Genomic DNA, 12,875 nt, shown 5'->3' with positions numbered 1-12,875 from the left:
CACCGTAGGCAACACCTCCCGCTAGGCGGGAAAGCGGCGGCCGACCCAGCGCCACACCAGCTCCAGGGCGGCCGCCGCCACCGCCGAGACGCCCACGGCCAGCCACGGCATCGTCGTGCCGACCAGGCGCAGCGCGAAGAAGTCCTGGAGCCACGGCACCACGAGCACCAGCACGAAGCCCAGGCTCATCGCGGCCACCAGGCCGACCCGCCACCAGGTGTACGGGCGGGCGATGATCGCCAGCACCCAGATCGACACCAGGAAGAGCGTCAGCGTCGCCACGCTCGTCTCGGCGGACAGGGCGTCCGGCCCGGAGTAGTGGGTGCGGGCGAGCAGGTACGTGCAGAAGGTCGCGGACGCGGCGATGATGCCGCCGGGGATCGAGTACCGCATCACCCGGCGGACGAAGTTCGGCCTGGCCCGCTCCTTGTTCGGCGCCAGCGCCAGGAAGAACGCCGGGACGCCGATCGTGAGCGTCGACAGCAGCGTCAGGTGGCGGGGCAGGAACGGGTACTCGACCTGTGAGCAGACCACCAGGATCGCCAGCAGCACCGAGTAGACCGTCTTCGTCAGGAAGAGCGTCGCGACCCGCGTGATGTTGCCGATGACCCGGCGCCCCTCGGCGACCACCGAGGGCAGCGTCGCGAAGCTGTTGTTCAGCAGCACGATCTGCGCGACCGCGCGCGTCGCCTCCGAGCCGGAGCCCATCGCCACCCCGATGTCGGCGTCCTTGAGCGCCAGTACGTCGTTGACGCCGTCGCCCGTCATCGCGACCGTGTGCCCCTTCGACTGGAGCGCGGCCACCATCTCGCGCTTCTGCTGCGGGGTGACCCGGCCGAAGACCGCGTTCTCGTCCAGCGCCTGGGCCATCCGAGGCCGCTCGGCGGGCAGCGTACGGGCGTCGACGGCGTTCGCCGCACCCGGCATGTCGAGCTTGCCGGCCACCGCGCCCACCGACACCGCGTTGTCCCCGGAGATGACCTTCGTGGCGACGTCCTGGTCGGCGAAGTACCGGAGGGTGTCGGCGGCGTCGGGGCGCAGCCGCTGCTCCAGGACGACCAGGGCGGTCGCGCGCGAGCCGTCCTTGACCCCGGGGTCGTCGAGCGCCCCGGTGACGCGGGTGAGCAGCAGCACCCGCAGGCCCTGCTGGTTGAGCAGGTCGATCTCGTCCAGGTACGGGTCCCCCTGCGGCAGCAGCACGTCGGGGGCGCCGAGCAGCCACGAGCTGCTGCCGCCGTCGCCGTCGGTGAAGCTCGCCCCGCTGTACTTGCGGGCCGACGAGAAGGGCAGCGACTGGGTGCAGCGCCAGGAGTCGGTGTCCGGGTAGGCGTTCCTGATCGCCAGAAGGCTGGCGTTCGGGCGGGGGTCGGACTCGCCCAGGGCGCCGAGCACCGTGTGCACGTACGCCTCGTCGGATCCGGAACCGTTCAGCGTCCGGACCTCGGTGACGTCCATGCCGCCCTCGGTGAGCGTGCCCGTCTTGTCCAGGCAGACGACGTCGACGCGCGCCAGGCCCTCGATCGCGGGCAGTTCCTGCACGAGGCACTGCTTGCGGCCGAGCCTGATCACACCGACCGCGAAGGCGACCGAGGTGAGCAGCACCAGGCCCTCGGGGATCATCGGGACGATGCCGCCGACCGTGCGCGCGATCGAGTTCCTGAGCTCGTTCTCCTTGACGACCAGCTGGCTGACGACGAGGCCGATCGAGGTCGGGATCATCAGCCAGGTCACGAACTTGAGGATCTGGTTGATGCCGTTGCGCAGCTCCGAGTGGACGAGCGTGAAGCGGGACGCCTCCTCCGCGAGCTGGGTGGCGTACGCCTCCCGGCCCACCTTGGTGGCGGTGAAGGCGCCGCCGCCCGCGACGACGAAGCTGCCGGACATCACCTGGTCGCCGGGCTGCTTGAGGACCGGGTCGGCCTCGCCGGTCAGCAGCGACTCGTCGACCTCCAGGCCGTCCGCCTCGACGACCTCGCCGTCGACGACGGCCTTGTCCCCGGGCCCGAGTTCCACCAGGTCGCCGAGGACGATCTCGGCGGTGGTCACCTCGGCGGACACCCCGTCACGGCGGACCTTGGGTCTCGCCTCACCGATGACGGCGAGGCTGTCGAGGGTCTTCTTGGCGCGCAGCTCCTGGACGATGCCGATCGCGGTGTTGGCGACGATCACGAAGCCGAAGAGGCTGTCCTGGATCGGCGCGACGAAGAGCATGATCACCCACAGCACGCCGATGATCGCGTTGAAGCGGGTGAAGACGTTGGACCGGACGATCTCGAGCGCGGAGCGCGAACTGCGCACCGGTACGTCGTTGACCTCGCCCCGGGCGACCCGTTCGGCCACCTGGGCCGTGGTGAGCCCGGTGGGCCGTCTCGCTACGGCCCCGTCCGCGTCGATCTCTGCCCGCTGCGTCATGGTTTCGACGGTACGACCGGATGTGCCGATCGACCCGTCGGGTGGCGGAAGATCGGACCGGAGTGTGACGGCGGGGCGGGCGGACGGGCCCTGGGGCGTAGGGGAGCCCCCCGCCTTCCGGGGGGCGGGGCCTCAGGGGGTGGCGGTCGCCGGGGGTGCGGGCGTCAGGCGGGCGGGTGTCCGGTGTGCGGGCGTCAGGGGGTGTCGCGGTGGGCGTCGGTCGGCTCGGCCGCCTGCGCGGCCTGCGCGCGCTTGATCGCCACGTCGCGTCCGCGCACGTACCAGATGCCGATCAGCCCGAGTCCGGCGCCGGCCAGGCAGGTCCACACCCACCCCGCCCAGCCCCGGTCGTCGAACCAGCCGTAGAAGGGGAGCTGCACCAGGAAGAGGACGAACCAGAGAATCGTGCCGCCGACGACGGTGGCGACGACGGGCCCCTCAAGGGGCTCGGGTGCCTCGTGCTGGGGGGTCCACTTCGCCATGGGGACAGTGTAGGCGGGCCGCCCCCCGCGCTCGCCCGGCCCGGGGGGAGCTCTGCCGAGCCCTGCCGGGACAAGGGTCTACGCGCGGAGATAGCGATCTTTCTCTTATGTATTCATACTGAAACGGCTTTGGGCTGACTGATTTTGTTCGTCCGAACGTCCAAGGTCGACCACTTCCGATTCACTCCTTTGGCTTCTGGCTTCCCTTCTTCCGCATGAGGACACGCATGTCTCCCTCGGTCACGGCTCCGGTCGACGACAAGCAGCCGCCGCCCCCCTCGGAGCCGCAGAACGGTCTCGACCGTTTCTTCAAGATCTCCGAGCGGGGCTCCACCGTCGCGCGCGAGATCCGGGGCGGTCTCGCCACCTTCTTCGCGATGGCCTACATCATCGTGCTGAACCCGATCATCCTCGGCAGCGCGAAGGACATGTACGGGCACCAGCTCGACGGCGGCCAGCTGGTCACCGCCACCGTGCTGACGGCCGCGTTCTCCACGCTGCTCATGGGTGTCATCGGCAACGTGCCGATCGCCCTCGCGGCCGGCCTCGGCGTCAACACCGTCGTCGCGCTCCAGCTCGCGCCCCGCATGAGCTGGGCCGACGCGATGGGCATGGTCGTACTCGCCGGATTCGTCGTGATGCTGCTCGTGGCGACCGGGCTGCGGGAGCGCGTGATGAGCGCGGTGCCGCTCAGCCTGCGCAAGGGCATCGCCATCGGCATCGGCCTGTTCATCATGCTGATCGGCCTGGTCGACTCGGGCTTCGTCTCCCGCATCCCGGACGCCGCGCACACCACCGTCCCGCTCCAGCTCGGCGCCGTCGGACACCTCAACGGCTGGCCGGTGCTGGTCTTCGTCCTCGGCGTACTGCTGACGCTCGCGCTGATCGTCCGCAAGGTGCCGGGCGCGATCCTCATCTCCATCGTCGTGATGACCGTGGTCGCCCTCGTCGTCAACGCCGTCGCCGACATCCCGGCCGGCGGCTGGGGGCTGACCACACCCGAGTGGCCCGGCAACCCGGTGGCCTCGCCCGACTTCGGCCTGGTCGGCCAGGTCAGCCTGTTCGGCGGCTTCGAGAAGGTCGGCCTGCTGACCGGCGTCCTCTTCGTCTTCACCGTGCTGCTGTCCTGCTTCTTCGACGCGATGGGCACCATCCTCGGTGTCAGCGACGAGGCCAAGCTGCTGGACGAGAAGGGCAACCTGCCGGGCGTCAACAAGGTGCTGCTCATCGACGGCATCGCGGTCGCCGCCGGCGGCGCCAGCTCCAGCTCCGCCACCACCTGCTTCGTGGAGTCCACCGCCGGAGTGGGCGAGGGCGCGCGCACGGGCCTGGCGAACGTCGTCACGGGCGGCCTCTTCGCCGTGGGCCTGTTCCTGACGCCGCTGGTCACGATGGTGCCGTCGCAGGCCGCCACGCCGGCTCTGGTCGCGGTCGGCTTCCTGATCCTGTCGGGCTCGGTCAAGGACATCGACTGGAGCGACCACACGCTCGCGATTCCGGCGTTCCTGACCATGGTGATGATGCCGTTCACGTACTCCATCACGAACGGCATCGGCATCGGCTTCGTCGCCTTCTGCGTACTGCGGCTGGCGGCGGGACGCGGGCGCGAGGTGCCGGCGGCGATGTACGCGGTGTCGGCGGTCTTCGCCTTCTACTACCTGATGCCGGCGCTCCAGCTCACGTAGGGCGCGCCCGTGGGGCGTGCGCCCGTGGAGTGTGGGGCGGCCTCACGCGAGGCCGTAGAACTTCTCCGTCTCGTCGACCGCCGTCTTGAAGCGTTCGTCGAAGTCGTCGCGAATGAGCGTCCGGACCACATAGTCCTGGACGCTCATTCCGCGTTTCGCGGCATGGTCCCGGAGGCGGTCGTGCAGTTCGCCGTCTATCCGCAGGCTGAGCACTGTCGATCCCATGGGGGACAGGGTGACGTTCCCGTCCCGGGCGGCGCGTCACTTTCCGGAGCTGACTCACTCGTACGGGTGAGGTTGCGAAACGGCTGGTCTTTAGTGTGGGTAATGAGTTAGGCTAAATACATGCCTGACCTGTCGCACGACGGCAACGCTGCCGCTGTGAACTCCCTGCGCTCGGCCGTCATGCGGCTGGGCCGGCGCCTGAAGCATCAGCGCGTCGACGAATCGTTGAGCCCCACCGAGATGTCGGTGCTCGGCACTCTCGCCCGCTGCGGCTCGGCCACCCCCGGTGAGCTGGCCCGCAAGGAGCACGTGCAGCCGCCCTCGATGACCCGCATCGTGGCGCTGCTGGAAGCCAAGGGACTGGTCAGGCTGGAGCCGCATCCTGACGACCGCCGGCAGAAGGTGGTCAGCCAGACCGAGACCGCCGAGGCGATGCTCGAAGAGAGCCGCCGCAAGCGGAACGCCTGGCTGGCCGGTCTCGCCGAAGGTCTGGACGAGGACGAATGGGCGAAGCTGCGCGCTGCCGCCCCCGTCCTGGAGAAGCTCGCCCACCTCTGACCCCGCGCGCCGCCAAGGAGGCGAACCCACTTTGAGTACGGGATCCGGAGCAGACTCCGCCCCCGCACCGAACACCCACCACGAGACTCTCACCAAGGAACACCGCGGGACGACGGGCATGTTCTCGTCCCTGAAGATCCGGAACTACCGGCTCTTCGCCACCGGCGCCGTCGTGTCGAACACCGGCACCTGGATGTCCCGCATCACCCAGGACTGGCTGGTGCTCGACCTGACCGGGTCGGCCGCGGCCGTCGGCATCACGACGGCCCTGCAGTTCCTGCCGATGCTGCTCTTCGGCCTGTACGGCGGCGTCATCGCCGACCGGTACTCGAAGCGCACTCTTCTGCTCTTCAGCCAGGCCGCCCTGGGCCTGTGCGGCGTGGCGCTCGCCGCCCTCACGCTGTCCGGCCACGTACAGGTCTGGCACGTGTACCTGATCGCGTTCCTGCTCGGCATGGTCACGGTCGTCGACAACCCGGCACGGCAGTCGTTCGTGTCCGAGATGGTCGGCCCCGGCCAGCTGCGCAACGCCGTCAGCCTCAACTCGGCGAACTTCCAGTCCGCCCGCCTGATCGGCCCCGCCGTCGCGGGTGTGCTGATCACGACCGTCGGCAGCGGCTGGGCCTTCCTGCTCAACGGCCTGTCCTTCCTCGCCCCGCTCGCCGGCCTGCTGCTCATGCGCACCAGCGAGATGCACAAGGTGGAGAGGGTGCCGCGCGGCAAGGGCCAGCTCCGGGAGGGCCTGCGGTACGTCTCAAGCCGCCCCGAGCTGATCTGGCCGATCGTCCTGGTCGGCTTCGTCGGCACGTTCGGCTTCAACTTCCCGATCTGGCTGAGCGCCTTCGCCGACGGCGTCTTCGACGGCGGCGCCGGGCTGTACTCCTTCTTCAACATCCTGATGGCGGCCGGCTCCCTGGCCGGCGCGCTGCTCTCCGCCCGCCGCCGCTCCTCGCGGCTGCGGATGCTGGTGGCCGCGGCGATGGCCTTCGGTCTGCTCCAGATCACGGCGTCGTTCTCGCCGTCCCTGTGGCTGTTCGCGGTGCTGCTGGTGCCGATCGGCATGCTGGGCCTGACGGTCAACGTCACCGCCAACACGACCGTGCAGATGGCCACCGACCCCGTGATGCGGGGCCGCGTGATGAGCCTCTACATGATGGTCTTCGCCGGCGGTACGCCGCTGGGCGCGCCCCTCCTCGGCTGGGTGACCGACACGTACGGCGCCCGCGTCGGCTTCGCGACGGGCGGCACGATCTCGCTGCTGGCGGGCGCGGGAGTGGCGCTCGTACTGGCGCGCCTCGGGGGCCTGCGCCTGAAGCTGGACCTGCGGCGGGGGCACCAGCACGTGGCGTTCGTCCCCAAGGTCCCGCTCCGGCAGAAGGACGACGGCGTACGCGCGAAGGAACTCACGACGGTGGCGTGACGGGGCGGTGACGCCCGCTCCTGGAGCCCCACGACGTAGCCCCGGACACTCGTGGTGTCCGGGGCGCGGGTGTGTCCGGGGCGCGAGTGTGTGAGGGGCACGGGTGTGTGAGGGGCACGGCTCTGTGCGAGGTGGCTATGGCTGAGCCCAGCGGTGCAGATGCTCACTCAGGGCCCGAACGCCGGCGGCGCCCGGCGCGAGGGAAGCCAGTACCTTCCGCAGTTCGTCTGGGGGCGGCTGGATCCGCAAGCCGTTCGCCCGCATGAACGCGCGGGCCGCGGCGAAGGCGAACGCCTTGTTGCCGCGCTCCAAGGGGGCGAGCAGGGCCAGCGTCTGCATGAGCGCGGCCGCTTTGAGCGGAACCGAGCCGTAGACCTCGTGGTTGAAGGCCCTGGCCTGAGTGCGGGCCGACCCGGCGATCAGGACGCCGAGGTCGTCCGCCTGAGGGTCGCCGGGGACTTGTTCCGCGGTCCACAACAGCTGGCTCAGGTCGAGGTGATGGGTCATGCGGCATCGGCTTGTGTACGGGGCGCAGTGTCGTCCGCGAGATCTGCCTCGGCGAGCACGTCACCGTACAACTCGAATGTCTCCAGCACCGCCGCCTTGTACCGCTCGGCGAACTCGTCTCGCTGGAGCGTTGTGACGACGTACTCCTGGACCGTCATGTCGCGGGCCGCGGCCCGCTCCTTGATCGATTCAAGGGAGGCACTGTCTATGCGCACGCTGAGCATCCTGGTAGCCATGCCGCCATGCTGGCATGGTGTCTGCGCAGGTGAAAGTGGAGGTGCATAGGTGAGTGGGCGACGGCCGCAGTCGATCACCAGTCGATCACCTGAGGATCACCGTGTGCCGGAAACTGTTCGTATGAGACTCTTCGCCGCCGTACTGCCACCCGCCGACGCCGTCGACGAACTCGCCGTCGCCGTGCGGCGCCTGCACGCCCTTCCCGGCCACGACGGCCTGCGCTGGACCGGGCACAGCGGCTGGCACTTCACGCTCGCCTTCCTCGGTGAGGTGGACGACGACCTCCTGCCCGCCGTCGAGGGACGCTTCGGCCGCGCCGCCGCCCGCCAGAACCCCTTCCCGCTGCGCATCCACGGCGGTGGCCACTTCGGCAACCGCGCCCTGTGGGCCGGGGCGGCCGGCGGCCTCGACGCGATGCGGATGCTCGCCGACCGCGCGCACGCGGCGGCCCGGCGGGCGGGGGTGCCGATGGAGGAGCACCGGGCGTACAAGGCCCACCTGACGATCGCCCGGAGCCGCACCGGCTCCGACACCGACCTGCGGCCGTACGCCGACGTCCTCGCCGACTTCGAGGGCACGGCCTGGATGGTGGGTGAGCTTGCTCTCGTACGCAGCAACCCTCCGACCCCCGGTGTGCGGGGCGCACAACCGAGGTACGAGGTGCTGCGGCGCTGGGGGCTGGGGCACTGACGGGCTTGCGGGCGGCTCGCGGCCGGGCGGCGGGCGGGCGGCGGCGAGGGGTGTGCGAGAGGGTGTGCGAGGGGGTGGGCGAGGGGTGTGCCGGGGGGCGGTTACGCTCGATGCGTGGACCCGAAGAGCAGAAACCGGATCATGGCCGGTGTACTTGTGCTGATGTTCGTCGTCGTCGCCGTTGCGGCGGCGTTCGGCGGGTGAGGGGTTGGCGGCGGCCGGGTGTGAGGTCGGTGCCGTTGCGAGCTTGAGCGGCCGAGAGCATGGCTGGGTGACCGGCTGACCGGTGGACCGGCTGACCGGCTGGCTGACCGGTGGACCGGTGGGCCGTGACCGGTGGGCCGTCCGGAGGCCGCCGGGAGGCCGCCGCGGCGGGTGACGCCTGTGGCGGCCGTCCGTACAGCTCTGGTACCTACCAGGCGAAGGCCTCGGGAGACGGTCCCGGCCCCGGGAAGATCTCGTCCAGCGACGCCAGCACCTCCTCCGACAGCTCCAGCTCGACCGCTCGCAGCGCCGACTCCAGCTGCTCCGCCGTACGCGGCCCGACGATCGGTCCGGTGACCCCCGGCCGCGTGAGCAGCCAGGCCAGGGCCGCCTCACCGGGTTCGATCCCGTGCTTGCCGAGCAGATCCTCGTACGCCTGGACCTGCGCCCGTACCGTCGTGTTCGCGAGCGCGTCGGCCGACCGTCCGGCCGTGGAACGCGCCGCCCCGCCCTCGCGCTCCTTGCGCAGTACGCCGCCGAGGAGCCCGCCGTGCAGCGGCGACCACGGGACGACCCCGAGCCCGTACTCCCGCGCGGCCGGAATGACCTCCATCTCGGCGCGACGCTCGGCGAGGTTGTAGAGACACTGCTCGCTCACCAGCCCGTACGACCCGACCCGCCGCGCGGTCTCGTTGGCCTGCGCGATGTGCCAGCCTGCGAAGTTCGACGATCCGGCGTACAGGATCTTGCCCTGCTGGACGAGTACGTCGACGGCCTGCCAGATCTCCTCGAACGGCGTGTGCCGGTCGACGTGGTGGAACTGGTAGATGTCGAGGTGGTCGGTCCGCAGCCGCCTGAGGCTGGCCTCGACGGACCGGCGGATGTTGAGGGCGGAGAGACGGTCGTGGTTGGGCCAGGGCGGGCCGTCGTCGAGCGACATGTTGGCGTACACCTTGGTGGCGAGGACGGTCTTGTCCCGCCGGTCGCCGCCCTTCGCGAACCAGGAGCCGATGATCTCCTCGGTACGGCCCTTGTTGGCGCCCCAACCGTAGGCGTTGGCGGTGTCGAAGTAGTTGACGCCGGCCCCGAGAGCGGCGTCCATGATGCTGTGGCTGTCCGCCTCGCTCGTCTGCGGCCCGAAGTTCATCGTGCCGAGGACGAGGCGGCTGACCTTGAGACCCGTGCGTCCGAGTTGCGTGTACTTCATGGTTGCCAAGCCAACGCCTTCGAGCGCGCTCGAAGCAAGGGGGCGTACCGGGGGCGGGTGGCCCGGAAACACCGGAGAAGACTTGTCCCGGAGCGGCCGCCGCCGGCCCTGTGACGGCCTTGGGCGGGGTCGGTGGCGGGGGAGCGGAGGGGGGTACGGGTGGACTGTTCGCCGTGTGCGGGGGAGTCCGTCAGGCGGCTGTCGGTGGGATCCTGAGGTGGGGTGGGTGAGGCGTCTGACCTGGGCTTTTGTGTCCCTGCGGACCTAGAATCTCCGTACGGGGACGCCCTGTTGGGAGCCTGCCGGGAAAGGGGACCGGATGGATCGCACGGACCGGAACATACGCACGGTGGACGATGTGCTGAAGCTCCTGGACGGCCTGTTCGAGCGGGACGCCGACCGTTGGACGACCGACGCCGCGTCCTGGTGGGACGGCTTCTACGCCGACCGGGACAAGGCGGTGCCGTTCTTCGTTGCGAAGCCGGACGAGAACCTCGTCTCGTACGTCGAGCAGGGCCTGATCATCCCGGGCCGCGCACTGGACCTGGGTTGCGGGCCGGGCCGCAACGCCCTCCATCTGGCGTCGCTGGGCTGGGAGGTGGACGCGGTCGACTTGTCCCCACGGGCCATCGCTTGGGCGGAGGAGCGGGCCCGGGAGGTGGGAGCCGACGTTCGGGTTGATGCCAGGGCTGCTGTCCGGGCTGATGTCCGGTTCCTTTGTGGGGACGCCTTCGCCCTCACGGAGGCCGAACTGGCCGAACAGGGCGGCCCGTACGACCTCATCTACGATTCCGGCTGCTTCCACCACCTGCCGCCGCACCGCCGCATCAGCTACCTCGCGCTGCTGGACCGAGCGCTGGCACCGGGCGGCCATTTCGCTTTGACGTGCTTCGCAGCGGCGGGTGAGGCGGGGGAGGCCGGTGAGGTGGGCGAGGCCAGTGGGGTGGGCAAGTTGGGCATGGGGTCGGAGGTGCCCGACGCGGAGCTCTACCGCGACTCCCGGCTCCATGGCGGCCTCGCGTACACACCGGAGTCACTGCGGTGGATCTTCTCGGACCTTCACGACTTCCGCGGGGCCGGGGGGCGTGGCGGCCTGCGAGAGGTGGAACTGCGCCGCATGCACGACGAACCGGCGGAGTCCCCGACCTTCGGCGAACCCTTCCTGTGGACGGCGCTGTTCCGCCGCGAGGACGGGTAAGGCGCGCTGGGCCGAGCTGCGGGCCCCTGGTGGGGCGGGCGGGCGGGCGGCGGCGGGCGGTGGTGAGGTACGTCGCTACAGCGGCCGGCCCGCCCCAGGCCGCCAGCCGCCGCGCACAGTCGGTGCGTGCCCTACCCCCGGCTACCCAGAGCAGCCACTTCCGCTCCCGGGCCCGCTCCCACTCCCGCCGTCACCGGTGCGGAAGGTGCGGCATCCTCACCGTCCGCCGAGGCGTACGGTGCGCCCAAACCCCAGCTCGCGTGCATCGCGTCCGCGAATGCCGCCGCCAGTTTGTGTTCGCCCGTCGGGCCCGGGTGCGTGCCGTCGTACGTGTCCTCGTGGATGTCGTACGTCGCATGGCGCGCTGCCAGCACCAGCGGGGACGCGCCGGGAGCGTCGAGGTTCGCCACCGCCTTCGCCAGCAGCTCGTTGAAGCGGTCGCACTCGGCGGCGAAGGGCGCGTCCGACTCCGCCCGCACGTTCGGGATGACCGGATGGATCACCATGCGTACGCGTGGATTCGCCGCGCGGGCCTCCGCGATGAAGCGTTCCGCGTTCTCGGCGGTCTGGCCGGCGTCCGTGTAGAAGCCGAGGTCGATCAGGCCCAGCGAAATCAGCAGCACGTCCGCCTTCGTCGACGCGACCGTCTCCCCGATCACAGGCGCCATGTGCAGCCACCCCTCGCCCCACCCCGACAGGTGGCGTCGGGCGTGTTCCGGGAAGGCCGGGTCGGCGTACTGGTACGACAGCGGGGCGTTGGCGCCGGTGTCGTACAGCTCGGTGCGGGGGCCGACGATCCGGAACGGTTCGCCGTACGACGCCACAAGGTGCTGCCACATGCGATAACGCCACGTGAAGTCGCCGGCGCGCCCGATGGTCATGGAGTCGCCGACGAACAGGAAGCGCATGGCGTCATCATCCCGGATCACTGCCGTGGCCTGCGACGTGATGATGAACACTTGGGCCATGCGCCCGCTCTCATACGTCGTCGCCCCCAGTGCCGCAGCCGTCCTGCTCCTGCTCGCGTCCGGTGGCACCGCCGTCGCCGACGACGGCTTCACCATCAAGGACCCGCGGATCACCGAGTCCAGCGGCCTGGCCGCCAGTCGCCTTCACCCCGGCATCTACTGGACGCACAACGACAGTGACGACGGGGCGTTCGTCTACGCCGTCGACTCCAGAAGCGGCGAGACCGTCGCGACCCTCACTCTGCGCGGGATCGGCTCCCCCCGCGACGTCGAAGGCATCTCCGTCGGGCCGGACGGGAACGTGTACGTCGGCGACATCGGCGACAACCTCGACGGCAGTTGGAGCCATGTGTGGATCTACCGCTTCCCCGAGCCCAAGCAGCTCGGGAACACCACGGTCGACGCCGCCCAGTTCACCGTGAAGTACGCCGACGGCCCCCGCAACGCCGAGGCGCTAATGGTGCATCCGAAGACCGGCCGCGTCTACATCGCCAGCAAGAACGAGGACGGCGGCGGCCTCTACGAAGGGCCGGCCCGGCTGTCGGCCGGCGGTACGAACGTCTTCCGGCGGGTGGGCGAGGTGCCGTGGGTGACGGACGGGGCGTTCTCGCCCGACGGGAAGGAACTCGTACTGCGCTCCTACTTCAGCGCCCGCGCGTACGAGTGGAAGGACAACGGGCGGCTGGGTGCCGACCGAGCGGTGAGCGCGCCGTTCCAGGGGCAGGCCGAGTCCGTTACGTTCACGGCTGACGGCACGGCCATGCTGTTCGGCTCGGAGGGCGTCGGCAGCGACGTCCAGCGGGTTGCTGTGGAGGGGCGGCGTGGTGACGCAGGGGGCTCCGGCAAGTCGCCGTCTTCCGGTGGCGGTTCGGGAGAGGGCGGCAAGGGGAGCGACGGAAGCGGTGGCGACGGTGACGGCGCCGGGGGTGGTGACGGGAAGGTCACCCTCGGGCTCGTGGTGATCGGAGGCGTCCTCGCCGCGTACCTGGGGCTGAAGCGGCTGATGCGGCGGTCATAGGCGTGTGCGTTACGGAGAGTGATCGTTCGGCGTGCGAGGGTGACGAAGCCCTGGTTCGCTGAAG

At 70.3% G+C, this 12,875-nt stretch carries 13 protein-coding genes; 6 read left to right on the top strand and 7 right to left on the bottom strand.

From position 1 onward, the window contains the following. Positions 1-21: 21 nt before the first annotated feature. Both IE185_RS21165 and IE185_RS21160 read right to left on the bottom strand, forming a co-directional pair. Positions 22-2,412, bottom strand: a complete 2,391-nt coding sequence (locus tag IE185_RS21165) for a cation-translocating P-type ATPase (RefSeq protein ID WP_189715736.1) — start codon at positions 2,410-2,412, stop codon at positions 22-24. 194 nt (positions 2,413-2,606) lie between these two features. Further along, positions 2,607-2,894 (bottom strand): DUF2530 domain-containing protein, encoded by a 288-nt coding sequence (locus IE185_RS21160; protein ID WP_189715734.1) that lies wholly within the window; start codon positions 2,892-2,894, stop codon positions 2,607-2,609. A 227-nt stretch (positions 2,895-3,121) separates the two neighbouring features. On the opposite strand from IE185_RS21160, the gene IE185_RS21155 reads away from it, so the two are divergent. Next, positions 3,122-4,579 carry an NCS2 family permease gene (locus IE185_RS21155; protein WP_138898142.1) on the top strand — a complete coding sequence of 486 codons (1,458 nt, stop codon included), beginning with the start codon at positions 3,122-3,124 and terminating at the stop codon, positions 4,577-4,579. A gap of 42 nt (positions 4,580-4,621) precedes the next feature. Here IE185_RS21155 and IE185_RS21150 read toward each other — a convergent pair whose 3' ends face one another. Continuing rightward, on the bottom strand, positions 4,622-4,804 hold the full coding sequence (locus IE185_RS21150) for a toxin-antitoxin system HicB family antitoxin (RefSeq protein WP_069930621.1): 183 nt from the start codon (positions 4,802-4,804) through the stop codon (positions 4,622-4,624). A 120-nt stretch (positions 4,805-4,924) separates the two neighbouring features. Here IE185_RS21150 and IE185_RS21145 point away from each other — a divergent pair, with 120 nt between their 5' ends. Both IE185_RS21145 and IE185_RS21140 read left to right on the top strand, forming a co-directional pair. Further along, a complete protein-coding gene (locus IE185_RS21145; RefSeq protein WP_138898141.1) occupies positions 4,925-5,362 on the top strand; it encodes a MarR family winged helix-turn-helix transcriptional regulator in 438 nt (145 codons plus the stop codon). A gap of 31 nt (positions 5,363-5,393) precedes the next feature. Beyond that, positions 5,394-6,782: an MFS transporter gene (locus IE185_RS21140; RefSeq protein WP_138898140.1), complete on the top strand. Its 1,389-nt coding sequence runs from the start codon at positions 5,394-5,396 to the stop codon at positions 6,780-6,782. A 135-nt stretch (positions 6,783-6,917) separates the two neighbouring features. On the opposite strand, the gene IE185_RS21135 is transcribed toward IE185_RS21140, so the two are convergent. Beyond that, a complete protein-coding gene (locus IE185_RS21135; RefSeq protein ID WP_138898139.1) occupies positions 6,918-7,289 on the bottom strand; it encodes a fic family toxin-antitoxin system, toxin component in 372 nt (123 codons plus the stop codon). Then, entirely contained in the window at positions 7,286-7,525 is a 240-nt protein-coding gene (locus tag IE185_RS21130) for a hypothetical protein (protein ID WP_138898138.1), read from the bottom strand. The genes IE185_RS21135 and IE185_RS21130 overlap by 4 nt, the downstream gene beginning before the upstream one ends. Positions 7,526-7,646: 121 nt before the next feature. On the opposite strand from IE185_RS21130, the gene thpR reads away from it, so the two are divergent. Further along, complete coding sequence (gene thpR / locus IE185_RS21125; protein ID WP_138898137.1) at positions 7,647-8,216, top strand: RNA 2',3'-cyclic phosphodiesterase; 570 nt, start codon at positions 7,647-7,649, stop codon at positions 8,214-8,216. A gap of 412 nt (positions 8,217-8,628) precedes the next feature. Here the strand turns inward: thpR and IE185_RS21120 are convergent, their stop codons facing one another. Continuing rightward, positions 8,629-9,627 (bottom strand): aldo/keto reductase, encoded by a 999-nt coding sequence (locus tag IE185_RS21120; protein WP_138899533.1) that lies wholly within the window; start codon positions 9,625-9,627, stop codon positions 8,629-8,631. 319 nt (positions 9,628-9,946) lie between these two features. Here IE185_RS21120 and IE185_RS21115 point away from each other — a divergent pair, with 319 nt between their 5' ends. Beyond that, entirely contained in the window at positions 9,947-10,825 is an 879-nt protein-coding gene (locus tag IE185_RS21115) for a class I SAM-dependent methyltransferase (RefSeq protein ID WP_189715731.1), read from the top strand. A gap of 131 nt (positions 10,826-10,956) precedes the next feature. Here IE185_RS21115 and IE185_RS21110 read toward each other — a convergent pair whose 3' ends face one another. Further along, a complete protein-coding gene (locus tag IE185_RS21110; protein ID WP_229843622.1) occupies positions 10,957-11,793 on the bottom strand; it encodes a GDSL-type esterase/lipase family protein in 837 nt (278 codons plus the stop codon). Here IE185_RS21110 and IE185_RS21105 point away from each other — a divergent pair. Further along, entirely contained in the window at positions 11,792-12,811 is a 1,020-nt protein-coding gene (locus IE185_RS21105) for an esterase-like activity of phytase family protein (protein ID WP_138899181.1), read from the top strand. The genes IE185_RS21110 and IE185_RS21105 overlap by 2 nt on opposite strands. Positions 12,812-12,875 lie beyond the last annotated feature (64 nt).

The sequence above is a fragment of the Streptomyces chryseus genome (assembly GCF_014650755.1).
Lineage (GTDB): Bacteria > Actinomycetota > Actinomycetes > Streptomycetales > Streptomycetaceae > Streptomyces > Streptomyces chryseus.
Note: the sequence above shows the minus strand (reverse complement) of the source record. Positions and strands in the feature narration are given on the sequence as shown.